Annotated in this window: 16 protein-coding genes and 1 pseudogene; 13 read left to right on the plus strand and 4 right to left on the minus strand. The window is 42.0% G+C overall.

Going from position 1 to position 26,403, the window contains the following annotated elements; genetic code table 11:
- Positions 1-69 precede the first annotated feature (69 nt).
- A complete protein-coding gene (locus tag M2132_RS08040) occupies positions 70-576 on the minus strand; it encodes a DUF4252 domain-containing protein (protein WP_280672844.1) in 507 nt (168 codons plus the stop codon).
- A 177-nt stretch (positions 577-753) separates the two neighbouring features.
- Here M2132_RS08040 and M2132_RS08045 point away from each other — a divergent pair, with 177 nt between their 5' ends.
- The 9 genes and pseudogenes from M2132_RS08045 to M2132_RS08085 all read left to right on the plus strand — a co-directional run.
- Positions 754-1,545: an RNA methyltransferase gene (locus tag M2132_RS08045; protein WP_280672845.1), complete on the plus strand. Its 792-nt coding sequence runs from the start codon at positions 754-756 to the stop codon at positions 1,543-1,545.
- A gap of 230 nt (positions 1,546-1,775) precedes the next feature.
- On the plus strand, positions 1,776-3,758 hold the full coding sequence (locus M2132_RS08050; RefSeq protein ID WP_280672846.1) for a peptidylprolyl isomerase: 1,983 nt from the start codon (positions 1,776-1,778) through the stop codon (positions 3,756-3,758).
- 4 nt (positions 3,759-3,762) lie between these two features.
- Positions 3,763-4,638, plus strand: coding sequence for a peptidylprolyl isomerase (locus M2132_RS08055; protein WP_280672847.1), 876 nt, complete (start codon positions 3,763-3,765; stop codon positions 4,636-4,638).
- Positions 4,639-4,758: 120 nt separating this feature from the next.
- Positions 4,759-6,135, plus strand: a complete 1,377-nt coding sequence (locus M2132_RS08060) for a peptidylprolyl isomerase (protein WP_280672848.1) — start codon at positions 4,759-4,761, stop codon at positions 6,133-6,135.
- Between the two features lie 48 nt (positions 6,136-6,183).
- A complete protein-coding gene (locus M2132_RS08065; RefSeq protein WP_280672849.1) occupies positions 6,184-7,836 on the plus strand; it encodes an OstA-like protein in 1,653 nt (550 codons plus the stop codon).
- Positions 7,837-7,856: 20 nt separating this feature from the next.
- Positions 7,857-9,689 carry a DNA mismatch repair endonuclease MutL gene (mutL, locus tag M2132_RS08070; protein WP_280672850.1) on the plus strand — a complete coding sequence of 611 codons (1,833 nt, stop codon included), beginning with the start codon at positions 7,857-7,859 and terminating at the stop codon, positions 9,687-9,689.
- A 35-nt stretch (positions 9,690-9,724) separates the two neighbouring features.
- Positions 9,725-10,867 (plus strand): carboxynorspermidine decarboxylase, encoded by a 1,143-nt coding sequence (nspC, locus tag M2132_RS08075; protein ID WP_280672851.1) that lies wholly within the window; start codon positions 9,725-9,727, stop codon positions 10,865-10,867.
- 272 nt (positions 10,868-11,139) lie between these two features.
- The gene (locus M2132_RS08080; RefSeq protein ID WP_280672852.1) at positions 11,140-14,946 is read left to right on the plus strand and encodes a T9SS type A sorting domain-containing protein; all 3,807 of its coding nucleotides are present in this window, start codon (positions 11,140-11,142) and stop codon (positions 14,944-14,946) included.
- Between the two features lie 97 nt (positions 14,947-15,043).
- Positions 15,044-15,175 (plus strand): annotated as a pseudogene (locus M2132_RS08085) (transposase); the annotation flags it as partial.
- A 180-nt stretch (positions 15,176-15,355) separates the two neighbouring features.
- Here the strand turns inward: M2132_RS08085 and M2132_RS08090 are convergent.
- Genes M2132_RS08090 through M2132_RS08100 form a run of 3 tightly spaced genes read right to left on the minus strand, consistent with a single transcriptional unit; the run spans position 15,356 to position 19,467 of the window.
- The gene (locus M2132_RS08090) at positions 15,356-17,416 is read right to left on the minus strand and encodes an acetate--CoA ligase family protein (protein WP_280672853.1); all 2,061 of its coding nucleotides are present in this window, start codon (positions 17,414-17,416) and stop codon (positions 15,356-15,358) included.
- A gap of 35 nt (positions 17,417-17,451) precedes the next feature.
- Positions 17,452-18,513 (minus strand): butyrate kinase, encoded by a 1,062-nt coding sequence (buk, locus tag M2132_RS08095; protein ID WP_280672854.1) that lies wholly within the window; start codon positions 18,511-18,513, stop codon positions 17,452-17,454.
- Between the two features lie 42 nt (positions 18,514-18,555).
- Positions 18,556-19,467 (minus strand): phosphate acyltransferase, encoded by a 912-nt coding sequence (locus M2132_RS08100; protein WP_280672855.1) that lies wholly within the window; start codon positions 19,465-19,467, stop codon positions 18,556-18,558.
- Positions 19,468-19,845: 378 nt separating this feature from the next.
- On the opposite strand from M2132_RS08100, the gene ffh reads away from it, so the two are divergent.
- The 4 genes from ffh (at position 19,846) to hemW (ending at position 26,263) form a co-directional block, all read left to right on the plus strand.
- A complete protein-coding gene (gene ffh, locus M2132_RS08105; RefSeq protein WP_280672856.1) occupies positions 19,846-21,180 on the plus strand; it encodes a signal recognition particle protein in 1,335 nt (444 codons plus the stop codon).
- A gap of 128 nt (positions 21,181-21,308) precedes the next feature.
- Positions 21,309-23,135 (plus strand): YgiQ family radical SAM protein, encoded by a 1,827-nt coding sequence (locus M2132_RS08110; RefSeq protein ID WP_280672857.1) that lies wholly within the window; start codon positions 21,309-21,311, stop codon positions 23,133-23,135.
- A 165-nt stretch (positions 23,136-23,300) separates the two neighbouring features.
- Positions 23,301-25,109, plus strand: a complete 1,809-nt coding sequence (locus M2132_RS08115; protein WP_280672858.1) for a long-chain fatty acid--CoA ligase — start codon at positions 23,301-23,303, stop codon at positions 25,107-25,109.
- A gap of 26 nt (positions 25,110-25,135) precedes the next feature.
- Positions 25,136-26,263 carry a radical SAM family heme chaperone HemW gene (gene hemW / locus M2132_RS08120; protein WP_280672859.1) on the plus strand — a complete coding sequence of 376 codons (1,128 nt, stop codon included), beginning with the start codon at positions 25,136-25,138 and terminating at the stop codon, positions 26,261-26,263.
- The last annotated feature ends 140 nt before the right edge of the window (positions 26,264-26,403 follow it).

Genomic DNA, 26,403 nt, shown 5'->3' on the forward strand with positions numbered 1-26,403 from the left:
ATACAAAAAAAGTCCGGTCGTGCTGTTGTTTAGTGACCGGACTCTGAACTATTGTGTTATGGGTTAATGTCAATATAGAGAATCAATCAGTTTTTTGTCTTTCAATATTTCATCGAAGTCTTCGTCGCTCATATGCCCAGTTATTCTGATGCCTATTGTTTCTTCATCGTCGATAACGAATATATAGAGATCTCTTGTTCCGTCTTCATTTGCTGTGTCTTTTTTTATTATGTACACATTGTCTCCTTCATCGCTGATTTTTACCAAAGTGGTGAAGCCATTTCCCTCTTCTGTTTCGGTTAGTTTTTTTTCTATACTGGCTGTATAGTCAGCTTTGCAGTCGGATGCCAAAACGGCTTGTATGTTGTTTACTTTTCTGAAGAATTGGGCTTCAATGTTGTCTTCGTCACTCTCTTCATCCAGTTTCATTTTTAATAGATCCATTGTCTCCGAATCAATCGTTTCAGTCTTTGCATTTTCGTTTTGAGATAATTCGAAAAACAATTCATCCGCTTGTTGGGCATTGATAGCGGTTACAATAAGGATTGTAAAAAGGGAGAATACTAATTTTTTCATGGTTATATAAATTTTAGAGGGTTGAATATTTAAATCTATAATTCGCCTTTATGGGGCACGTTCAATAAATTAAGACGAGAGCCCTTGTGTTTTGTTACACAAAATAACTCAAAAAAATCAATACATTGCAAAAACAGGCTCTTTATGTATCTTTGCAGTTAGGTAAAAGAAACAGATATGGAACAAATAACGAGTTTACAAAACCCTAAGATAAAAAACCTGCAAAAGTTGGCAAAAAACAAGGAGCGCAGACTGCAGAATGTAGCCCTGTTTGAAGGCGCCCGCGAGTTGATGCTGGCGCAAAGGGCGGGTTACGATATTTGCTCTGTTTATATTTGTCCCGAACTGTTTGCCAAAACCCGGTATCCCGATGTGTTGCACAATATTCCGGAAAGTAAAATGACAGAGGTAAGTGCAGCCGTATTCGAGAAAATAGCTTACCGCGAAGGTTCGGACGGATTGCTTACCCTTTCCAAACCTAAGTCGCATACATTAAGTGAATTACAGTTAACGGAGAATCCCTTCGTGATAATTCTGGAGGCAATAGAAAAGCCCGGCAATCTGGGCGCAATTCTGCGTACGGCCGATGCCGCAAAAGCCGATGCGGTTATTGTTTGCGACCCGTTGGCCGATGTTTATAATCCTAATGTGGTGCGGTCGAGTGTTGGGTGTTTGTTTACCGTTCAAACGGCTATCTGCACCTCGGCCGATGCTTTGAAGTGGCTGCAGGACAATAATATCACGGTTTATGCGGCGGAGCTACAAGCCTCGCAATGGTATCACGAAACCGACTTCACAAAACCGGCGGCCATAGTGATGGGTACGGAAGCCGATGGGCTAACCCGTTTTTGGCTTGACAATGCCCATAAGCGGATAAAAATACCAATGCGTGGGGAAATAGATTCGCTCAATGTATCGGTATCAACAGCCATACTTACATTCGAGGCCATGCGCCAGCGGGGGTTTTAGCCCCTGTTTTACTAATGAGGTTTTGCTTTTGGATTCAGGAAGTAGGTTGTAACCCAACAAGTGAATAATCCGAAGTTCGGTTCAGCGGCATGAAATCATAAAATAAATGAATAAACTAACGTTTATTTGAATAAAAATAGGCTGATAGAAAATATTTTAAATAGTTTCTTAATATATTTGCATCGCAAGAATTCTAAGATTTATCGAAATATAAAGTTTTAAGAAAAATTATGAACAGTAAATTTTTTGTTTTTCTGGGTGCTTTGTTGTTAGTGTTGGTACTTAATGCCCAAACCACAAGCAATCCTGTTGTTATGACTATTAATAATGTACCAATCACTAAACAGGATTTTGAGTATGTTTATAACAAAAACAATGCAAACACAGGAGCCACTAAAAAAGATTTGAATGAATACAAAAACTTGTTTGTTGATTTTAAACTAAAGATCGAAGAGGCTAAGGCACAGGGTTTAGACTCAACCCGGCAGTTTATCCGCGAATTTAATAACTACAAGAAACAACTGATTGACCCTTATTTGGTTGATTCCTTATCAGAGATATCGGTTGCCAAACAAGAGTTTGACCGTCAGAAAGAAAATATTGAAGTGAGCCATATCTTGGTGCGTTTCTCTAAACCTCAGAATATATTGCCATCCGATACCCTCGAAGCATATAATAAAGCGATGGAGATAAGGAAGCGTTTGGTTGGTAAAAAAGCCGAAGATTTTGGTAAGGTTGCAGCCGAAGTGTCGGAAGATGGCTCTGCAAAAAGAGTTGACAATCCGGGATATCTGGGCTGGGCTACATCGTTGATGTTTATCGCTCCGTTCGAAGACGCTATGTATTCGACTAAGGTAGGAGAAATAAGCCAGCCTGTCCGTTCTATCTTTGGTTATCATCTGATTAAGGTATTGAACAAACGCCCCGATCCGGGAATGGCAAAGGTTTCGCACATTATGTTCGGTTTTGGGGGGCCAAACCCAACACAGCAAGTTCAAGACAGTTTGTGTTTGGAGGCCGAAAAAATATATGAACGTTTGCAGAATGGCGAGGATTTTGTAACTCTCTGCAAAGAGTATTCGTACGACCGTCAATCGGCTGCGAATGGTGGCCTTCTTGGTTGGATTACGTCCGATGTAACACTCCCAGAGAGCTTCAAAACAGCAGCCTTTGCTCTGACTAAAGGCGGAGAGATATCACCTATCGTAAAAACGGAATATGGTTACCATATTATACGCTTGGAAGAGAAAAAACCACGCGAAAGCTGGGATGCTGTTAAACCCACTTTTATGAAACGTGTCTTGCAGAGCGACAGGCAAGAAGATATACTTCGCGAAAAAACAAAGAAACTGGCTAAAGCATACGATTTTAATCTGAATAAGCCAGTTTACGATGAATTGAAAGCTGCCGTAAATACATCTTATCCTTTCGACTCTGTTTTTGTTGCCAAGTACGAAAATAATAACGAGGCACTGTTTACCATTGCCGGAAAACCATATACAGTAAAAAACTTTGTTGAAGACCGTTCAAAAAGAAAGAAACAATCAACAGGAAAAGTATCGACCGAGTATCTGGACGATGTGCTAACCGGTTCGGCTTTCTCTAAGCTGCAAGACCATCAGAAAGAAGTTTTGATTTCTGAAAACGCAGATGTGAGAAACCTTATACAAGAGTATCATGACGGAATTCTTCTTTTTGATGTTATGAACAAAGAAGTCTGGGAAAAAGCTTCGACCGATACATTAGGGCTTCAAGAATTTTTCAAGAAAAACCAAAAGAAATATAATACATGGGAGGGTGCTAAATTTAAAGGCTTTATAGTACATTGCAAAACAGAGGACGCGATGGCTAAAGTCAAAAAGGTAATTGCAAGCAGTCCCAAATCGGCTAATTTGGTTGCTAATCTGAAAGAAGCCTTTGCTTCCGACTCAATTCCGTCTATCCGTATAGAAAGAGGTTTGTGGACAAACGGAGAGAATGCCTATGTCGATTATTCGCATTACAAGAGTGGCGACAAACCCGCTCCGGTCAATAATTTCGGATTCTTCTTTGTTCATGGAAAAGAAATCAAGGCTCCGGAAGATTATACCGATGTGAAAGGCCTTGTAGTGGCCGATTATCAGGATTTGCTGGAAGAAGCTTGGTTGAAAGAATTGCGCGCTAAATATCCGGTGAAAGTCAACGAAGATGTTTTGAAAACCATAGAAAGATAAGATAATGATGCTAAAGCCTGTTCATGTTTTAGGACTGCTGTTAACCTTTGGTTGTGCCGTATCGTGTACTTCCGGGTCGGATGGAGCGGCATCGTCCGATCCGCAGGAGCAGGCTTTGGTTTCGGTAAACGGGCGAACTCTGAGCCGGGCAGAGCTGTCGGAGATAATTCCCGCAGAGCTCGAAGCTGCCGATAGCGCCAAAGCTACCGAAGAGTATATAAGGCTTTGGGTAAACAACGAACTGATGTACGAAAAGGCACAGCAGAACGTAGCCGACAAAGACCGTATAAAAGAACTTGTGGAGAACTACCGTCGCTCGCTTATGGTATATACCTACCAAGAGCAGTTGCTCAAAGAAACTTTCTGGAAGGACGTGAAAGAGGCCGACCTGAAAGCGTTTTATGAGGAGAATAAAGATAAATTCCGGCTCGAATCGAATATCATGAAAGGGCTTTTCTTGAAGATACCCGTATCGTCTCCGTTATTGAACAACTTTAGGGAGTGGTATAAGGCAGGCACGCCGGCTTCGCTCGAAAAAATAGAGAAAAATTACTTGCAGAACGCGGTAACTTATACTTACTTTTACGATGTGTGGAAAAACTTTGACGACATTATGTCGAAGATTCCTTATACACTGATAAAATCGGAAGATTTTTTGAGAACGAACCGGAATCTGGAAGTCAACGATTCGTCTTTCGTATATTTGCTCAACATAAAACAGTATGCCCTTACGGGAACAGCAGCTCCTTACGAATATGTGAAACCACAGATACAGGAAATGTTGTTGAACCAACAGAAAGAGCGGTTTATGAAAAAAGTTGAAGACGATTTGCTGAAGAAAGCCATACAAAACAATAAGATAAATTATTTTTATAAATAGCCCAAAAGGTTAAAGAATGTTGAATACAGCCTTCCGGCCAATCAATGGAAAGATAACCTAATATCAATATTGCTATATTTACGCACGAATCTGAAAAAAATAATATAATATAAAAAACGAATGATTAAGTTTTTCTTTAAAATCTCTCTTGCTTTACTCATATTTGGAGGCAATATACCTGCTGTTTCGGCTCAGGATAATGTGATAGACCAGATTATATGGGTGGTGGGCGACGAAGCTATATTCAAATCGGATGTAGAAGGTATGAAATTGCAAATGCAGAGAGACAGAGAACACTTCGATGGTGACCCTGATTGCTTTATACCCGAACAGTTGGCCATGCGGAAACTATATCTACATCAAGCCAAGCTTGACAGTATAGATGTACCGGCAAGTGCTGTTACGAAAGAAGCCAATAGACAGTTGGGCGATTGGATAACGATGGCCGGATCGAAAGAAAAACTTGAAGAATATCAGGGTAAACCGATAGTTGAAATCAGGGAAGAACTTAAAACAGTGATAAGGGAAAGAGAAATAATTAAAAACGCGCAGAGAAAGCTTGTGGGGGCAGTAACCCTCACGCCATCCGAAGTTCGCCGTTATTATGATGATCTTCCTAAAGATAGCTTGCCTTATATACCTACCACCGTTGAGGTGCAGATAGTAACGCTGGAACCTAAAATACCCCAATCGGATGTAGATGAGGTTAAAAATAGGTTGCGCTCTTTTACCGAGCAGATAAATAAAGGCGAAACAACCTTCAGTACCTTGGCTTTGATATATTCGGAAGATACGGAATCGGCCAAGAAGGGCGGTGAACTTGGATTTAGCGGACGTGCCGAGCTTGTTCCCGAATTTGCTAATGCAGCCTTTGCCTTGACCGACCCCACTAAGGTGTCTAATATTGTAGAAACGGAGTATGGTTACCACATAATGCAACTGATAGAAAGACGAGGCGACAGGGTGAATGTACGCCATATCTTATTGAAACCAAAAGTACCACAGGAAGAAATAAATAAAAGTTTGGCTCGTATGGATACTGTCTTAACGGACATAAACGCAGGAAAAGCCACTTTCGAAGAAGCTGCCTTTTTTGTATCGCAAGACAAGACTACCTACAACAACAAAGGTTTGATGGTGAATCAGGATCATTATGATGCAATAAATGGCGGAACGGCTAAATTTACAATGGACGCGCTTCCTCCCGAAATAGCCAAAGAGGTGAACAATATGAAGGTTGGCGAGGTATCAAAACCTTTTGCTATGCTCAATAAAAACGGAAGAAGTATAGTAGCCATGATAAAACTTCGTCAACGCACAGAAGGGCATAAGGCAAACATATCGGACGACTATCAGATGATGAAAATGATTGTCGAAAACCGTAAAAGAGATGAAATACTGCAAAAATGGCTGCAAAATAAAATTAAAGATACCTATATCTGGATTAGCGAAGATTGGCGTAACTGCGATTTTCAGTTTGATGGATGGGTTAAATAATTATTTTTTTAGATACACAGGCAAAATAAATTACCTCGAAAACAAATAATGTTGAAACAACAGTATAAAGGTCTTAATAAGAGGCACAGGTTTCGTATTTTAGGATTCCTGTGCCTGCTTATTCTTTGTGTTTCTATACAGGCTCTGATTCAGACCAGCCCGCAAATTCCGATAAAACCTGTTGCACCCGTCGCTCCGGCCAATAAAAAACTGATAAAACATAAGGCCGATTCGTTGTTGTTGCGCGAAGGTTTCCCTCCCATTATATTGCTCTACAACGTGGTTTTGGCGCACGAGGGGGTTGTAATGAATTGCGATAGCGCTTACTTAGACAGAGAAAATAATACATTCGAGGCATTTGGCGATATCAAGGCAACACAAGGAGATACTCTTTTTATGTACGGAAAGTATTTGCATTACGATGCTAATACGCAACTGCTGAAGATAAGGCGTGATGTACGTCTGGAAAACGCACGCGATTTGGTGTTGATGACCGACAGTTTGAATTACGACCGTCTGGCAAATTTTTGTTATTATTTTGATGGCGGGGTTGTTGTTGACTCGGTAAACGAATTGACTTCTTTTTGGGGGCAGTACGAACCAGCGCTTCATCTGATAACCTTCAACGATAGTGTGAGGCTTACAAATCCGAGGTTTGTATTGAGATCCGATACTTTAATGTACCATACCGAAACCAAGATTGCCACTATTATGGGGCCATCGGTTATAGAATCGGATAGTGGAACCATTTATACAAACAGGGGGTGGTATAACACCATCACCGACGAATCGTTGTTGCTGGGACGTTCGCTTATCGTTAACAAGGAAGGGAATATGACCCTGACGGGCGATTCCATCTTTTACAACAAGCGCGAAGGTTTTGGCGAGGTTTTTGGCAATGTGTTTATGCAGGATACCACCAAACGGGTTATACTTGGCGGAGATTATGTTTTTTATAATGAACTGACCGATTTCGCTTTTGCAACCGATTCGGCCTATTGTATAGAATATTCGCAGGGCGACAGCTTGTATCTGCATGGCGATACATTGAAGTTAGTGACAGACTCTGTTTACCGGAAAATGCACGCTTACAACAATGTGCGTTTTTTCCGTTCGGATATACAGGGCGTGTGCGACTCCATGTTTTTCAGTACAAAAGATTCTGTTCTGTATTTGTATGACGATCCTGTTTTGTGGAACGAGAGCTTCCAACTTTCGGGCGATACGGTTGAGGTGTATATGAACGACAGCACAATAAGGAAAGCCTTGGTGAAAGAGTCGTGTTTCGGTATAGAACAGATTGATTCGCTGCATTTCAATCAGCTGAAAGGAAATCTTATCACCGTCAATTTTGACGAAGGCAATATACATGATATATTGGTTGAAGGAAATGCCGAGTCTATATATTTCACGAAAGAGAAATCGGGCTCTTTGCTCCGAAACCGAACGGAAAGTAGTTTCTTGCTGCTCGAATTTAAAGAAAAGAAATTTGACCGGGGTCGGGCTTGGGGAGGCGACTCTAATGGCGAAATAGGCCCTCTGCATTTATTTGACTCATCAGCTTTCAGGCTGAGGAATTTTCAATGGTTCGATTACCTGCGTCCACTCAACAAAGACGATATATTCAGGAGAGTAAGAAAAAAATCGGGAAGCGAACAGCCCCGTATTTCAGGCAAATTCAGAGATACAGACAACGATTAAACGGTTAAAAATGCTCCGCGATGAGTGATATAATACATTTATTACCCGATTCAATAGCCAATCAGATTGCGGCAGGTGAAGTTGTGCAACGACCTGCTTCGGTGGTGAAGGAGTTGGTCGAAAATTCGATCGATGCAGGAGCTACATCTATACAGATACTAATAAAAAATGCAGGGCGTACCTCTATTCAGGTGATAGACAACGGAAAGGGTATGTCCGGAACAGATGCCCGCATGGCGTTTGAACGACATGCCACATCAAAGATAAGCAGGGCCGAAGATTTATTCGCATTGCATACGATGGGCTTTCGGGGCGAGGCTCTTGCCTCGATAGCAGCCGTGGCGCATGTTGAAGTACGTACCCGGCGGGGGGAGGACGAGATAGGCACTTGCATTTCGGTGGTAGGCTCGAAGGTCGAATCGCAAGAAACTATCGCATGCTCTTCCGGTACGGTTTTTTCGGTGAAGAACCTGTTTTTTAATGTTCCGGCACGCCGTAAGTTTCTGAAATCGAACGAAACAGAGAAACGCCATATCCTTACAGAGTTAGAGCGTATTGCTCTTGTGAATCCGGAGATAGAATTCCTGTTTGTAGACAATGATATTGAAGCATTCCGCTATCCGGCTTCGAACCTGAAACAGCGGATAATAAATGTTATAGGCAAAGGGCAAAACCAACATCTTATACCTATCGAAATAGAGACATCGCTGGTTAAGATTTATGGTTTTGTGGGTAAACCCGAATCGGCCCGTAAGTCTAAAGCTTTGCAATATTTCTTTGTAAACGGACGCTATATGCGCCACCCCTATTTTGGCAAAGCTGTAACAACGGCTTTCGAACACTTGATTTCGGTGGGTGAGAACCCAAATTACTTTATTTATCTTGAGGTCGATCCGCAGACCATAGATGTAAATATACATCCCACAAAAACCGAAATCAAGTTCGAGAACGAGCAGCCTATCTGGCAAATCTTACAAGCCACCATAAAAGAAGCTTTGGGTAAGTCGAACGAGGTTCCCAGCATAGACTTCAATACGAGCGATGCGATAGACATCCCCGTGCACGACCCTTCGCGGTATGCACCTCCTCCCAGAGTGAATGTAGACAGGTCTTACAATCCGTTTAAACCTTCGGCTGCCGGGCAAGCTTCTTATCGGCGTCCGGATTTGGATTGGAATACATTTTACCGGGGTTTGGAAAAAAATGAAGAAGCGAATGCTTCGGACGAAACCTTTCCGTCTGACAATATATTTCAAAAACAAAATACCGCCGATAATGTACAGCAGGAGGGGCAGGCGATACATTACCAATACAAAAACCGTTATATACTGACTTCCATCAAGTCGGGACTGATGCTTATAGATCAGCACCGGGCTCATGTAAGGATTTTGTTCGAGCTGTTCCTGATGAACATCCGACAAAACAGGGGAGTTTCGCAAAGGGTATTGTTTCCTGAAATTGTGGAGTTTTCGCCGTCAGAATCGGCTATGATTCCTTATCTGATGGACGATTTTGAAGCCGTAGGCTTCGATTTAAGCAATATGGGAAATAATGCGTATGCCATAAACGGGATACCTTCCGAATTTAAGAGTGTGAATGCTACGGATTTGCTACACCGGATGATAACCAGTAGTATCGAAACCGGCAGCGATGCGAAGGACGAAATACAGGAATCATTAGCTCTATCTATGGCCTATGCAGCGGCTATTCCTTATGGCCAGCGGTTGGCACAAGAAGAAATGTCGGATATCGTGGACAGATTATTCGCTTCGGCTATATACAAACATACCCCCGACGGAAAAACGATAATAACAACCCTTGCTGACGATTATATAGATAAACTATTCAGATAACTATTTGCTGATACTCACCTTTTTACAAGAAAAGAATGATAGAAGTTGATAAAATACCATCTCCCTGTTACGTAATGGAAGAAGAGTTGCTCAGAAGCAACCTTTCCCTTATAAAACATGTAAAAGAAGCAGCCGGTGTAAATATTATATTGGCTTTCAAAGCTTTTGCTTTGTGGAAGTCGTTCCCCATAATAAAGGAATATATTTCCTGTTCAACAGCCAGTTCGGTATTTGAGGCACAATTGGCTTACGAAGAAATGGGGAATCCGGCGCATACCTTTTCGCCGGGATATACTGCCGATAATTTTCCTGTATTTATGAAATACAGTAGCCACATAACATTCAATTCGCTAAGTCAACTGCAACGGTTTTACCCGATGGTTGCGGAATCGGGCAAAAAAATATCGTGCGGGCTGAGAATTAATCCTGAGTTTTCGGAAGTAGAAACCGATTTGTATAACCCATGCGCTCCCGGTTCGCGGTTCGGTGTGATTGCCGACCAATTGGGCGATATTTTGCCCGAAGGGGTGGAGGGGCTGCATTTTCATACTCTATGCGAATCTACCTCATACAACCTTGAAAAGACTTTGACGGCAGTAGAGGAACGCTTTGGACATCTGCTCAAGCAAGCCAAATGGCTTAACATGGGAGGGGGGCATTTAATGACCCGGAGCGACTACGAAGTAAACCACCTGATTTCGTTGCTTAAAGGTTTCAGGCAAAGGTATCCTAATCTGGAAGTGATAATGGAGCCCGGTAGTGCTTTTGTTTGGCAAACAGGGACGCTTGTTTCGACGGTTATTGATATCGTGGAAAACCGGAGTATAAAAACCGCGATTGTAGACGTGTCGTTTGCTTGTCATATGCCCGATTGTTTGGAAATGCCATACAAGCCACGTATACGGGGGGCGTATCAAGAGCCTGTTTGCAATAAGCCGACTTACCGCATAGGAGGTAATAGTTGTTTGAGTGGCGATTTTGTGGGGGAATGGTCGTTCGACGAACCATTACTGATAGGCGATAAAATTATTTTTGAAGACATGATACATTACACAACAGTAAAGACAACCATGTTTAATGGTATTTCGCATCCTGCCATTGCCCTGTGGACAAAAGAGAATAAACTGGAAATATACCGCAAATTCGGGTACGAAGATTACAAAAACCGTATGTGCTGATTTTAATTTGCAGATACGTGTATTTGTTTGTACAAGCCATTTTTGCAAATTAAGAAATCGCTAATTCAAGAATTCATAACTTAAAAATTAGAGTGCTTTTAGTTTTTTTTGTACTTTGCGTTCTGAAACTATATAAATTTTAATCCGGATATTAATACTATTTCAAAATTTGTTAAAGACAAATTGTATACACTAATCCTCTAATGTGTAAAGAACACAGATACTAAATTTTTTGTAGAACACTATCTATATATTTTCTAATTAATTTTTATATGAAAAAACTATTACTAAATTTTTTGATGCTATTTTGCGGAGTCTTGGTAGCATCAGCGCAGAGTCCCCTTCTCTCCTTTACCACGGAAGCTGAAGGTGAGATTAGTGTGACCATAAAAGGGTCGGGTGGAATAAAGATTGATCCGGGTGATGGAACATTGTCAGAAGAGATAAGATTGCCTTCTGGGTTTGGTGGTCCTGCTACACCAATCAAAATTACTCCTGTGGGAACGAAACAAGTAACGATTCATGCTGTGGATCTTGTTGCAGATCCTATTTCAATGTCAACTATTAACATAAGTGACGCACAACTTACGTCAATAGATTTGTCAAAAATTCCGGCAAATATCGCAGCCAATATAATTGATCTAACAGTTAAATCGAATCCTAAATTGACATCTCTTGATGTAAGTAATTTGACAGAACTGTGGTATTTAACCTGTGATGATAATGCGCTAACAACTCTTGATGTCTCTAAGCACAAAGGAGGATTGACTACTCTTTCTTGTAGCAATAATCAGTTAACATCATTGATTTTTGATGTTGAACCTTATGAATATTTAAACAAAGTAGTATGCAGTGGTAACAATCTTAAATTTAGTACATTGCATCCAAAAGCTACAAGCTGGACTACTTATACTTATCAACCACAGAATGATGTTGTGATAGCAGAAAAGGCTAATAAGGTAGATTTGAGTTCTGAAGCTGTTGTTTCGAGCGTGAACACAGTTTACTCATGGTTTCTAGAAAATGGTACGGCTCTTGTAGAGGATACAGATTACAAGGTAGCAGGTGGTATCACTACTTTCCTTAAAGAGCAAAGCAGTAAAGTATATTGCCAGATGACAAACACTGCATTCGGCGACCTTACATTGAAAACAACGTTGACAGAAGCGGAAGCAGAGGCTCCTCTTGGCGATCCTGTTCTTACTTTTACCACAGAGTCGGATGCTGCTATATCAATAAGCACAAGCGTACTTTCAAAAGGATTTGTGAAGATTGACGCCGGTGATGGTAATGTATATGACAAGGAGCTTAAAACATCAATGATGGGCAATACATTTACTGTAACTCCAGTAGGTACAAAAGAAGTGAAATTCTACTCGGATACAACAAAAATAATTTCACTTACTTTGAGTAATGTGCAACTTACTTCGGCTGATATATCAGGATTGACAGAGTTAACAACATTAACAATACGCTTGAATCCAAAACTGACTAGTTTGGATATGTCAAACCAGGCAAAACTGAAATATTTATTTGTTAATGGTAATGGATTGACAGAACTTGACCTTACCAATAATGTAGCCCTAGAGAATATGACAGTGAACGATAATAAATTGACTTCTATTATTTTGGGTGGCGATGCTTATCCTGGTTTGTGGAAACTGGTTGGTGGAAACAACGAATTATCATCGTTGGATTTCACTAAATTAGGAGCATTGACAAATGTAGATCTTTCAAACAATAAGTTTAAGTTCAGTACTCTTCCTGTAAAAGGGTCAGCATGGACAAACTACGTTTATCAGCCACAGGCAGTAGTTGGAATAGCAGAAAGCGGAAGTAAAGTTGACTTAAGCTCAGAAGCTGTTGTTTCGAGCGTGAACACAGTTTACTCATGGTTTCTAGAAAATGGTACGGCTCTTGTAGAGGATACAGATTACAAGGTAGCAGGTGGTATCACTACTTTCCTTAAAGAGCAAAGCAGTAAAGTATATTGCCAGATGACAAACACTGCATTCGGCGACCTTACATTGAAAACAACGTTGACAGAAGCGGAAGCAGAGGCTCCTCTTGGCGATCCTGTTCTTACTTTTACCACAGAGTCGGATGCTGCTATATCAATAAGCACAAGCGTACTTTCAAAAGGATTTGTGAAGATTGACGCCGGTGATGGTAATGTATATGACAAGGAGCTTAAAACATCAATGATGGGCAATACATTTACTGTAACTCCAGTAGGTACAAAAGAAGTGAAATTCTACTCGGATACAACAAAAATAATTTCACTTACTTTGAGTAATGTGCAACTTACTTCGGCTGATATATCAGGATTGACAGAGTTAACAACATTAACAATACGCTTGAATCCAAAACTGACTAGTTTGGATATGTCAAACCAGGCAAAACTGAAATATTTATTTGTTAATGGTAATGGATTGACAGAACTTGACCTTACCAATAATGTAGCCCTAGAGAATATGACAGTGAACGATAATAAATTGACTTCTATTATTTTGGGTGGCGATGCTTATCCTGGTTTGTGGAAACTGGTTGGTGGAAACAACGAATTATCATCGTTGGATTTCACTAAATTAGGAGCATTGACAAATGTAGATCTTTCAAACAATAAGTTTAAGTTCAGTACTCTTCCTGTAAAAGGGTCAGCATGGACAAACTACGTTTATCAGCCACAGGCAGTAGTTGGAATAGCAGAAAGCGGAAGTAAAGTTGACTTAAGCTCAGAAGCTGTTGTTTCGGATGTGAACACAGTTTACTCATGGTTCTTGAAAGATGGTACAGCATTAACTGCAGATACAGATTATAAGGTAGCAGGTGGTATCACTACTTTCCTTACCGCGCAGACAGACAGTGTATACTGCCAGATGACAAACACAGCATTCGGCGATCTTACATTGAAAACAACGTTGACAGAAGCGGAAGCAGAGGCTCCTCTTGGCGATCCTATCTTTGCCTTTACCACAGAATCGGATGCTGCTGTATCAATAATCACAAGCGTACTTTCAAGTGGATTTGTGAAGATTGATGCCGGTGACGGAAATGTATATGAAAAAGAGCTTAAAGCATCATTCCAAGGTAATACATTTACTGTAACTCCAGTAGGTACAAAAGAAGTGAAATTCTACTCGGATACAACAAAAATAATTTCACTCACAATGGATAATGCACAGCTTACATCGGTTGATATATCAGGCTTGACAGAGTTGACAACATTAATGTTGCGTTCTAATCCTAAATTGACAAGTTTGGATGTATCAAATCAAGCAAAACTGAAGATGTTTATGGTTAATGGTAATGGATTGACAGAACTTGACCTTACCAATAATGTAGCCCTTGAGAATATAACAGTAAACGATAACAAGTTAACCTCTATTACTTTGGGTGGCGATGCTTATCCTGGTTTGTGGAAAGTCGCTTGTGGAAACAACGAGTTGTCATCGTTCGATTTCAGTAAGTTGAGCGCAACTGCACCGGCAAATGTAGATCTTTCGAACAATAAGTTCAAATTTAGTACTTTGCCATTGTCTAAAGAATCATGGGTAAATTATGCGTATGCTCCTCAAGCTGAAGTGGAAATTGCTACGGAAGTATCTAAAGCAATAGATCTCAGCAGTGAAGCTACAATAGATGGACAAGCTACAACATACAAATGGATAACTAAGGGAGGTGTAACTCTTACTGAAGGTACTGACTATTCTGTTGAAAATGGTGTAACATCATTCTATACAACCCAAACAGATAGTGTATATTGTGAAATGACTAATACTACTTTCCCATTACTTTCAGGTGCTGATGTATTAAAAACTACTATGACTTATATCAGTGAGACAGATGGTATTTTTGAAACAGGTCAGTCGGGTGTTGTAGTATATGCTATAAACAACAATATATGTGTGGATGTTGAATCATCTTCGTCTGTTGAAGTTTATGATGCATCCGGAGTATTAGTGAAACGTGCGGAATTGGCCGAAGGACACAATGAAATCAGTGCTCCAAAAGGTTTGTTTATTGTGAAGGTAACAAGCAATAATACAGCCGCAAGCTATAAAGTACTTGTAAAATAATTAGAGCTTTATTTACTAATTAGATAATAATATTACAGAGGCTGTCCCAAAAGTGGATAGCCTCTGTTGTATTTGGTCGATTCGTTGTACACTGTCCTATGCCATCCGTTTGTGGCGCAATAATTGGGATGAATAGACCTTATTCTATGACTTTCCCCTTGAAATCCGTAAGATTATTTACACCACTAATCTGATTGAGAATCTGAACGGAAAGATGAGGCCGTTAACCATCGTGTTGAAGTAAAATTTCACGGAGTCGACATACATTTTAAATATAGCAACATTTGGAGCTGCAGTGAAGTTTGATGATTCCTATATTAGTCATCCCAAAGGCGAAGGACCTATTTATAGGAAAAGAGACCATCTCATCATTGTGAGACAGCCTCGTTTAATTGATATAAAGAAGTGTTTATTTTTCTATTCTGATACGTGCGTCTACGGCAATCACTTTCTTGTCGTTTGCCAAAAGCGGATTGATATCCATTTCTTTAATTTCAACCGCATGGCGAAGCATGATTGAAAAGCGAACTATAATTTCGGTAAATAATTCTTCGTTCAGTCCTTTCTGTCCGCGTACGCCTTCGATGATTTTGTAAGCCCGCAACGATTTTATCATAGACGATGCTTCGGCAAAACTCAAAGGAGCAAGGCCTGACGATACGTCTTTCAGCACTTCAACAAAGATACCACCCAAACCACAAAGAATAACGTGTCCGAAGGTAGGTTCGTAAGTAGCACCGATAAATAACTCTGTGCCCGATAGCATAGGCTGAACCATAACCGAAGTAGCATCTTTAATCTGCATCAACCGGTCGAACTCAGCACCAAGTTGCTCGCGCGAGTTAATGTTTAGAACCACGCCACCTACGTCCGATTTATGAACAGGACCCACGCATTTTGCAACGACAGGGAATCCGGCTTGTTCGGCAAAGTTGAGAACAGCCTCTTTGTTGTCCGATACAAATTCTTCTACATTGGGTATTCCCGCAGCTTTCAGCAATCGGCGTACGTCTTCCGGCGAAATATATCCGTCGCCTTCAATCGAATCAATGATTTGTCTGATAGCAGGAACATCAACATCCAAGTTCTCGATTTGGCTTGTTGCCGGAGCCGGACATGCTACAATTCTGCCCAAGGCATCAGCAAGGTTGCATTCGTCAACAAAGGTTACGTGCCCCTTATCTACAAAGTCTTTTATCTCCTGTGCCGCCGTATGAACTGACGGTAGGATAGGGTAGATGGGGATAGGGCTCGTTTCTATTTTCTTACTAAGCACATTGTATGCTTCCGCAACATCGGTCACGCCAGAGTTTCCGTAAATCACGGCTATTCCGTCGATTTCCTTAAAATGCTCTATGCAGTGGTCGATAGCTATTTCCAGATGACGGCCTGCCGCAGTTCCTAATATGTCGATAGGATTCATCACAGCACTACCGGGTAGCAATTGTGGTTTAAGCAAGGCTGCCGCTTCTTTGGGCATTTCGGGTACATCTATGTTTACTTTCGACAGGGCATCAGTCAATATTACCGCCGGGCCTCCTGCGTGCGAAATTATAGCTATCTTCTTGCCTTTCAATTGAGGCAATGTAAGAGCTGCCGCTACGTTTGCCAATTCATCGCGCGAATAGCAACGGATAACTCCCGCTTTGCGAAGCAGTGCATCGACAGCCGAATCGGAACTGGTGATTGCTCCGGTGTGCGACGATGCGGCACGGCTGCCCGATTCGGTAGTACCCGATTTAATGGCAACCACTTGGCATCCTTTTTGTCTTAGAGACGAAACGTGTTTCAGGAAGCGGTCGGGTGCTTTTAGTGTTTCGGCATATACAAGTTTTACCTTCGAACTTGTTTCTGGGTCGAAGCCTTCGTCCCAGTATTGAAGAACGTCTTCTATTCCTATCTGCGCGGTATTACCTACCGACCAAACGGAGTTGAAGCGTAACCCTACACGGGAGGCCGACTCGAAAATAAATGTTGCTGTTGCCCCCGAACTCGAAACCATGTCAACCCCATTTACATTCATTTCCGGCACGGGGCGGGTAAACATGCTTTGGTGGTGAACATTGATAACTCCGCTGCAATTTGGCCCTACCAACGATACTCCGGCTTTGTTTACAATATCGAGCAATTGTTTTTCGAGTTCTGCTCCTTCGGGAGTTTCTTCGCTGAAACCCGCCGAAAAAACAATCACAGCCTTAACACCCTTTTTGTTTACAAGCGTGTCTATTACCGGCAAGCAGACTTTCGCAGGGATAGATATCACTGCCATATCGACGTTTGGCAAGTCGTCTACCGAACGGTAGCTTTTTACTCCTTGCACAAGGTCTTCTTTGGCATTGACTACATACAGATCGCCACTGAAAGTGCCTTTAAGTATATTATCCAGAGAGCTGCCTCCGGCTTTAAGTATGTTGTTAGACCCGCCAACAACGACGATGCTCTTCGGGTTTATCAGTTCTTTGTTTATCATAGTTCTCGGAAGGCTTAACTGTGTGTATATGTTTATTATTTATATTCTTTGATAGACAGGCTGCCGTTGAGCGCACCTTCGGCATTCGATGCCAAGGCTTCCAATTCGTCTTCGCCCGGATAAACTTTAACGGGAGCGATAAACGAAACGGCATCCGTAACACGCGGAACGATAAAGTCGGAGTAGGCAGCCCCTCCGGTAAGGATGATTGCGTCTACTTTACCTTTCAGAACAACCGAAGCCGCCCCGATGCTTTTTGCAATGTTGTACGACATTGCGTCCATAACTTCTTCGGCTTTTTTGTCGCCGTTTTCTATATTTTTTTCTATTTCTATCAAGTCGTTTAATCCCAAGTGTGCCATCAGGCCACCGTTGCCAACTATCATTTTCTTCACCTGATCGTGTGTGTATTTTCCGCTGAAACACAAATCGGCTAATGCCTGAACAGGTAATGTGCCTGAACGTTCGGGCGAGAATGGACCTTCGCCATCAAGAGCGTTGTTTACGTCAATCACCCGGCCTTTGGCATGTACTCCGGTAGAGATACCGCCGCCCATGTGGCACACAATAAGGTCGAGGTCTTCGTACTTTTTGTTTATATCCGAAGCGTAACGACGGGCAATAGCTTTTTGGTTCAAAGCATGGAATATCGAAACCTTTGGCAAAAGGGGTGAACCCGATATGCGTGCAATATCATTCAGTTCGTCAACAACAACCGGATCGGCAATGAAAGCCCTGCAATTGGGCAACATTTTAGCCATTTCAGAAGCTATCAGGCAGCCCAAGTTGCTGGCGTGATGTCTTTCGGTGTTTTTTATATCACGAATCATAGCATCATTTACTTCGTATACACCTCCGGGGATTGGTTTAAACAAGCCGCCACGACCTATTATAGCATCAAATTCGAAAGGAACATTTCCTTCTTTCAACTGATTTATAATTAAATCCTTGCGGAACGAGTATTGGTCTATAACCGTATTGAAGGGCGCAAGCTCTTCACCGCTATGGCGCAGGGTAGCTTTAAATACTACCTTCATGTTGTCGAATACAGCTATTTTGGTGGATGTAGATCCCGGATTGATTGCTAAGATTTTCATGTTATATTTTTAAATGATATTTAGTTTAGATATAATACTTACTTATTTGTTAGAATTCAGGCAGGCAAGGGCTATACTGTAATATTTAGACAACCCGTGGTCGCTTCTTGAAGGAAGAACTATGGGGCAAGAAGGTCCTTGCAGGATTCCGGCCATTTCGCCTTTGGCAAACCGTGTCATCGATTTATAGAAGGTGTTGCCCGATTCGATGTTAGGGAACATCAGTATGTCGGCTTGTCCGTTAATAGGAGAGGCTATACCTTTGATGTCGCCGCTTTCGCTGTCGCAAGCTGTTTTTACGTCCATCGGTCCGTCCATTATCACTTTGCCGAAGTCGCCGGCCTTTGCCATTTCTTTCAGTGTTTCGTAATCGAGAGTGAAAGGGAATTTAGGATTCACTTTTTCTGTGCAGTGCGTCAACGCAACTTTAGGTTCTTCAATACCGAACTGGTTACAAGCGGTTACTGCATATTTAATCATCTCGATACGTTGTTCCAGTGTAGGGTAGGGGATTACGGCAGCATCGAGGAAGAATAATAGCTTGTCGTATGCCGGTATTTCCATTACCGCAAGGTGAGTAAGTACTTTACCTTTGGGTAGGATTCCTTTTTCTTTGTTGAGGATGGCACGTAACAGGTTGTCGGTGTTGATGATACCTTTCATCAGAATTTCCACCTCATTGTCGCGAACCATGCGTACGGCTTCGGCAGCGGCTTCGTCCGAATCTTTAATGTCAACAACGGTAACATACTGCGCGTGTTTTTTCAGAAGAGGATAGTCTTTTGTTTTGTCGGCATCGCCAAGGAGAACTATTTCAGCTATATTTTCGTCCAAAGCACGGCTTACGGCATATTCTGTATGTTCGTCATAAGCACATACTACGGCTATTTTTTTTCTTGTTTTTAACGATTTTAGGTGAGCTGTAAGCTCATCGAATGTTCTTATTTCTTTCATTGGTGTATAGAATATTAATTTAGCCCCCAAAGTTCTTAATTTTTTGTCAAATAACCAATGTTTGTGCTTCTAAAAAAGATATGTTATTAAGAAGTTATAAATTAAGGGTGATGGATGGTGGTTTAGTAGTCAAAATGTCAAAAAAAGAAGGAAGGCTTTCGGTAAAAGTGTGTCGATATTTACCCGTAGTGCATTTGAGGCGTTCGACCCTTTTTGTGGTTTATACAAAGTTGTTTTGGGTACATATTCTTGAAAAATGTATTCAAAGGATTTTTTCTTGTACATACAAAGCTCAGCGATTCCCGAAATTCTACCGAATTTATTATCTTTGCGGTCATATTTAAGTAACTACGATAAAATAAAGATACCGAAACGATTATGTTTGAGAATTTAAGCGACAGATTAGACCGCTCATTTAAACTGCTGAAAGGTGAAGGCAAAATCACCGAGATAAACGTAGCCGAAACATTGAAAGACGTTCGCCGTGCCCTCTTGGATGCCGACGTAAACTTTAAGACAGCCAAACAGTTTACCGAAACTGTTAAGGAAAAGGCTCTCGGTCAGGATGTACTCACAGCCGTAAAACCAGCCCAGTTGATGGTGAAAATCGTTCACGACGAGCTGGCTCTTTTGATGGGAGGGACAACTGTTGAAATAGACCTGAAAAACAATCCGACTATTATTTTGATGTCGGGCTTGCAGGGTTCGGGTAAAACTACATTCTCCGGCAAATTGGCTAATTTGCTGAAAACCAAAAAAAATAAAAAACCGCTTCTCGTTGCCGACGATATTTACCGTCCGGCAGCTATCGAACAGCTAAAAGTGCTGGGCGAACAAATAAATGTTCCGGTTTACTCCGAAGAGGGGAATAAAAATCCGGTAGAAATAGCTCAAAATGCCATTCGCAAAGCCAAACAAGATGGCAACGATGTGGTTATTATCGACACGGCGGGTCGTTTGGCTATCGACGAACAGATGATGAACGAGATTGCGGCAATAAAAGATGCTGTGAAACCGGATGAAATCTTGTTTGTGGTAGACTCAATGACCGGGCAGGATGCTGTGAATACGGCAAAAGAATTTAACGACCGCCTTAACTTCGACGGGGTTGTGCTTACCAAACTTGATGGTGATACCCGTGGTGGTGCTGCTCTTTCAATCCGTTCGGTGGTAAACAAGCCTATCAAGTTTGTAGGTACGGGCGAAAAAATGGAAGCCCTCGATGTGTTCCACCCCGAACGTATGGCCGACCGTATTTTGGGTATGGGCGATATCGTGTCGCTTGTGGAGCGTGCGCAAGAGCAGTACGACGAGGAAGAAGCACGCCGCTTGCAAAAGAAAATAGCGAAAAACCAATTCGATTTCAACGATTTTCTTGCACAGATTCACCAGATTAAAAAAATGGGTAACCTTAAGGATTTAGCTTCGATGATTCCCGGTGTTGGCAAAGCGATCAAGGATATGGATATTGACGATGACGCCTTCAAAGGAATTGAGGCAATTATCTATTCGATGACTCCCGAAGAAAGAACCCGCCCCGAAATATTAAACGGAGCACGCCGCCAACGCATTGCCAAGGGTAGTGGAACCACCATTCAGGAAGTAAACAAACTGATGAAACAGTTTGATGATACCCGCAAAATGATGAAGATGATGACTCAAATGAAGGGAGCAGGCAAGTTAGCGGGCAAGATGCCTAAAATGAGGAGATAAAAATAAGTACTATCAATTATGTATTATAGTGTAGGGTAGCTTCGCCGAGGGGGAGCTACCCTTATATTTTGTGAAGAAATGAAATGATGCTGAAAAAAGCTGTACCTTTGCAGCCTATTGCCTGATTGATGAAAGAATATAGATTAACGGATTGGTTGCCAACCACGAAGAAAGAGATTGAGTTGAGAGGATGGGACGAACTGGATGTTATCCTGTTTTCGGGCGATGCCTATGTTGACCATCCCTCGTTTGGGGCTGCTGTTATCGGGCGTATGCTCGAAGCCGAAGGGCTCAGAGTAGCCATTGTGCCTCAACCTAATTGGCGAGACGATTTGCGTGACTTCCGTAAACTTGGCAAACCGCGCCTGTTTTTTGGTGTGACGGCAGGGGCTATGGATTCGATGATAAACCATTACACAGCCAATAAGCGATTGCGGTCGGACGATGCTTATACTCCCGACAGCCGTGCGGATATGAGGCCAGACCGTCCATCGGTAGTTTACACCAACATATTGAAAGACATCTATCCCGATGTTCCTGTTGTGTTGGGCGGAATTGAAGCTTCGCTACGCCGTGTAACGCACTACGACTATTGGGAAGATAAACTCTTGAAATCTATCCTTGTAAACTCTAAGGCCGATCTTCTGGTTTATGGCATGGGTGAAAAACCGCTGAAAGCCATTGTCGATTCGTTAAGGGCAGGAACCGCTTTCTCTCAATTGAGGAGCATTCCGCAAACCTCTTATCTGACTACAAAGCAAGATATTGCACCCTATGGCGAAAACGAAAAAGATATATTACTATATCCGCACGAAGAATGTTTGACCGATAAGGTTAAACAAGCAAAAAACTTCCGGGTGGTAGAAGAGCAGTCTAATATGTTGTTGGCGCAGCGTATCGTACAAGAGTGCGATGGCAAGCTGGTTGTTATCAACCCACCTTACCGGCCAATGACGGAGAAGGAAATAGATGCCTCTTTCGACCTTCCTTATACCCGCCTTCCGCATCCTAAATATAAAGGCAAGCATATTCCTGCATTCGAGATGATTAAGTTCTCGGTCAATATGCACCGTGGATGCTTTGGCGGATGCGCCTTCTGCACTATATCGGCCCATCAGGGCAAGTTTATAGCTTCGCGTTCTAAACGCTCGATTCTGAACGAAGTGAAGCAGATAACCCACATGCCCGACTTTAAGGGCTATCTGAGCGATTTGGGCGGACCATCGGCAAACATGTATGCTATGCGGGGAAAAGACGAGGCGGTTTGTATGAAATGCCGCCGTCCGTCGTGTATCCATCCCTCAATATGCCGGAACTTGAATGTAGACCATTCCAGTCTACTTGACGTCTACAAGTCGGTAGACGCTTTGCCCGGAATTAAAAAATCGTTCGTTGGCAGCGGTATTCGCTACGATATGATGCTGCACCGGAACGAAGACGAAAAGTTAAATAAAGCGTCGGCTGCCTATACCACCGAGTTAATAAAAAATCATGTGTCGGGACGGTTGAAGGTTGCACCTGAGCATACATCGGCCAAGGTTCTTGACTATATGCGTAAGCCTGTCTTCGAACAATTCTACCAGTTTAAACGTATTTTTGACGATGTGAATAAGAAAAATGGGTTGCGGCAACAGCTTATACCTTACTTTATTTCGTCGCATCCGGGCTGTACCGAAGCCGATATGGCCGAGTTGGCAGCCATAACCAAAGGTATGGGTTTCAACTTGGAGCAAGTGCAAGACTTCACCCCGTCGCCAATGACCCTTGCCACCGAAATTTATTATACAGGCATTCATCCCTACACCCTCAAAAAAGTTTATACTGCTCGTACTAAGGAACAAAAACTGGCTCAACGGCAGTTTTTCTTCTGGCATAAGAAGGAAAACAAGCAGCAAATCATCAAAACTTTGCGAAAAATAAAGCGCGAAGACCTGATAAAGAAACTCTACGGATAAAAAGTTAAATAATACGCATTTTATAGTACGCCCCATTTGTATAATGGCGCTTATTTGTTGTGCAAACCAGTGTTTAGGCAACTATAAAACTTCTTCTGAAATTATGCTTTCACAATTTTTAAACATACATTTGTATAGCTACTCACCACATATAGGAAAATAGAAATGACATATCACCATTTAGCTCAACTGATTCATAAGCAAGGCCGCCGGTATGGCTCTAAAACGGCCATGAAGTACCGCGACTTTAAAGAGAAACGATGGAAAACCCTCTCGTGGGAAAAATTCTCGGATAAGGTAATGAAAACCGCATGGGCATTGGCCGAGATAGGGGTGAAGCCCCAAGACCGCATAGGTATTTATTCGCAAAACCTGTATCAGTATCTGGTAACGGATTTCGGAACGTATGCCAACCGTGCTATCACTGTTCCCATCTATGCCACATCGTCGCTTGCACAGGCCGAGTATATTATCAATGATGCACAGATTGAAGTCCTTTTTGTTGGTGAGCAATTCCAGTACAATAATGCGTTTAAGATACAACAAAAATCAAGTTGCCTCAGGCAATTGGTGATTTTTGACAAGAACGTTACCCTGCACCCGGAAGATACTACTTCGGTGGTGTTCGATACGTTTATAGCTTCGGGCGAAAACACGAACGCCGAAGTAACCGTTAGCGTCCGCATGAAAGAGATAAGCGAAAAAGATATAGCTTGTATCATTTATACATCGGGCACAACGGGCGAACCAAAAGGCGTTATACTTGAACATTCTTCTTTTTTGGAGGTGTTCCGTATACACGACATTCGTCTTCCTTTCCTTTCGGACAAAGATATATCAATGAACTTTTTGCCTTTGGCGCATATTTTTGAAAAAGCATGGACTTACTATTGCTTCCATAAAGGGATAATGGTGGCAGTGAATCAGGATGCTAAGGGAATACAAAAATCAATAAAGCAGATTCACCCTACGCTGATGTGCAGTGTGCCTCGCTTTTGGGAAAAAGTTTACGATGGAGTGCGCAGCAAAATAGATTCGTCGGGCAAGGTTATGCAGTGGATATACCGCGATGCTATAAGGACAGGGCGCAGACACAACCTCGACTACAAGAATAATGGCTTAAAGGGGCCTATCGGCAACCGCATTAAGTTTGCTATTTATAGCAAAACCATTTATTTTGCCTTGAAGTATGTTTTGGGGATAGAAAAAGGTAAGATGTTCCCCTGTGCGGGAGCGGCTCTTTCGGATGCCATCAATGAGTTTTTGCAGTCGGTCGATATCCCTCTGATAATCGGTTACGGGCTTACCGAAACCAATGCAACGGTTACATGCTATCCGCAAAAACACTTTGTGTTGAACTCCGTAGGAACGGTTATGCCCGATTTGGAAGTTAAGATAGACCCCCACAACGAAGAGATTTTGGTGAAGGGAAAAACTCTTATGAAGGGATATTATAAGAAACCCGAAGAAACCGCAGCTGCGTTTACCGAAGATGGATTTTTCCGCACAGGCGATTCGGGCGAATTGTCCCCGACGGGAGTACTGATGCTGAAAGACCGTATCAAAGACCTCTTTAAAACGGCCAATGGTAAGTATATAGCCCCTCAGGCCATAGAAACCAAGATGAGCGAAGACCACTTCATCGAAATGATAGCTGTTATAGGCAACGAGCGGAAGTTTGTAAGTGCTCTGATAGTGCCCAATTACGATGCTGTGGAAAAATGGGCGGACGAAAACAAGATTGAATATACAGGGGTGGAAGACTTGCTCGAAAAACGAGAAGTGAAGGCAATGTTTGCAGCCCATATAGAGCTGTTGCAAGCCAATTTTGCGTCGTACGAAAAAATTAAACGCTTCACTCTGCTCCCCGAGCCTTTTTCTATCGAGAATGGTGATCTGACAAATACCTTGAAAATAAAACGCAAACAAGTATCAGAAAAGTACAAAGACTTGATAGATAAGATGTACGAATAACTGATATAGAAGCAAGGAGGCAACCGATGGCAGGTATTTACATTCATGTTCCTTTCTGCAAAACGAGGTGCATATATTGCGATTTTTTCTCTCAGACCGATATGGGAGTACGCAGGCAGTATGTCGATGCCGTTTGCCGTGAAGCAGAATTACGTAAAGATTACATGAAAAATGAACCGGTAGAAACTATCTATTTTGGAGGGGGAACGCCTTCGCAACTGAACGTTAACGAAATAGGTGATATTCTGAAAGCAATAAAATCCCAGTTCGATTTAACCGCGTTGCCGGAGATAACGATAGAGGCTAATCCCGATGACTTGAATCCAGATTACCTGTCGGCAATCAAAAATTTGGGCATAAATCGTATTAGTATAGGTATCCAGTCTTTTAACGACAAGGAACTTTCTTTCCTTAATCGCCGCCATTCGGCACAGCAAGCCATCAAAGCTGTTGAACAGAGCAAAGAGGCAGGATTCAGTAATATAAGTATCGACCTGATATATGGGCTTCCTAATCAGACGTTAGACATCTGGAAAGCCAATTTGGAGCAAGCTGTTGAACTGAACGTCCGGCACATTTCGGCCTACCATCTTATTTATGAAGAAGGTACTGCTCTTCACGATTTGCAACAAGCAGGTAAAATAACATCGGTTGACGAAGAAACCAGCGTACAGATGTTTTCCGTAATGATAGACCGTTTGCGGGAGGCAGGTTACATGCATTACGAAATATCGAACTTTGCCAAGCCCGATTTTTATTCCCGTCACAACAGTTCGTACTGGCAAGGTACAGCGTATCTGGGTTTAGGTTCTGCCGCACATTCTTTCAATGGCGAGAACCGTAGTTTTAACGTGGCGTCAATAGCCCGATACCTGCAAGGTATTGACGAAGGAAAACCATACGTTGAGGTAGAATCCCTTGATAGGGATACGCGCTATAACGAATTTATTCTGACAGGCTTGCGCACGATGTGGGGTGTTGACCTGAATGAATTGGTGAAACGATTCGGAGCGGAACGCCGCGATTACTGTTTGGTTAATGCCGAAGCCTATCTGCAAAGTAATATGTTGAGGCTGGAAAACGATAGGTTGTACCTCACGCAAAACGGTATTTTCTTGTCCGACCGTATTATGAGCGATTTGATGTGGGTGTAATACATAAAAAAAGATAACCATAAAATAGGTTATCTTTTTTTCATAAGAGTTTATATTTAATAGTTTATTAAAGCGTTCTTTTACATACCTTTGTGATTTACTAATCACAAATGAAATACGACAAGATTCGAAAAAATCCG

Origin of the sequence: Dysgonomonas sp. PH5-45 (assembly GCF_029893235.1) — a bacterium.
In the GTDB taxonomy this organism is placed as follows: domain Bacteria; phylum Bacteroidota; class Bacteroidia; order Bacteroidales; family Dysgonomonadaceae; genus UBA1309.

Excerpts from the sequence above, each read along its gene's own strand:
- M2132_RS08100 (WP_280672855.1), bottom strand. The coding sequence starts at position 19,467 with ATGAAAGAAATAAGAACATTCGATGAGCTTACAGCTCACCTAAAATCG.
- M2132_RS08055 (WP_280672847.1), top strand. The coding sequence starts at position 3,763 with ATGATGCTAAAGCCTGTTCATGTTTTAGGACTGCTGTTAACCTTTGGT.
- buk (WP_280672854.1), bottom strand. The coding sequence starts at position 18,513 with ATGAAAATCTTAGCAATCAATCCGGGATCTACATCCACCAAAATAGCT.
- M2132_RS08060 (WP_280672848.1), top strand. The coding sequence starts at position 4,759 with ATGATTAAGTTTTTCTTTAAAATCTCTCTTGCTTTACTCATATTTGGA.
- M2132_RS08045 (WP_280672845.1), top strand. The coding sequence starts at position 754 with ATGGAACAAATAACGAGTTTACAAAACCCTAAGATAAAAAACCTGCAA.
- M2132_RS08110 (WP_280672857.1), top strand. The coding sequence starts at position 21,309 with ATGAAAGAATATAGATTAACGGATTGGTTGCCAACCACGAAGAAAGAG.
- ffh (WP_280672856.1), top strand. The coding sequence starts at position 19,846 with ATGTTTGAGAATTTAAGCGACAGATTAGACCGCTCATTTAAACTGCTG.
- M2132_RS08040 (WP_280672844.1), bottom strand. The coding sequence starts at position 576 with ATGAAAAAATTAGTATTCTCCCTTTTTACAATCCTTATTGTAACCGCT.
- nspC (WP_280672851.1), top strand. The coding sequence starts at position 9,725 with ATGATAGAAGTTGATAAAATACCATCTCCCTGTTACGTAATGGAAGAA.
- M2132_RS08080 (WP_280672852.1), top strand. The coding sequence starts at position 11,140 with ATGAAAAAACTATTACTAAATTTTTTGATGCTATTTTGCGGAGTCTTG.
- M2132_RS08090 (WP_280672853.1), bottom strand. The coding sequence starts at position 17,416 with ATGATAAACAAAGAACTGATAAACCCGAAGAGCATCGTCGTTGTTGGC.
- mutL (WP_280672850.1), top strand. The coding sequence starts at position 7,857 with ATGAGTGATATAATACATTTATTACCCGATTCAATAGCCAATCAGATT.
- M2132_RS08050 (WP_280672846.1), top strand. The coding sequence starts at position 1,776 with ATGAACAGTAAATTTTTTGTTTTTCTGGGTGCTTTGTTGTTAGTGTTG.
- M2132_RS08065 (WP_280672849.1), top strand. The coding sequence starts at position 6,184 with ATGTTGAAACAACAGTATAAAGGTCTTAATAAGAGGCACAGGTTTCGT.
- M2132_RS08115 (WP_280672858.1), top strand. The coding sequence starts at position 23,301 with ATGACATATCACCATTTAGCTCAACTGATTCATAAGCAAGGCCGCCGG.
- hemW (WP_280672859.1), top strand. The coding sequence starts at position 25,136 with ATGGCAGGTATTTACATTCATGTTCCTTTCTGCAAAACGAGGTGCATA.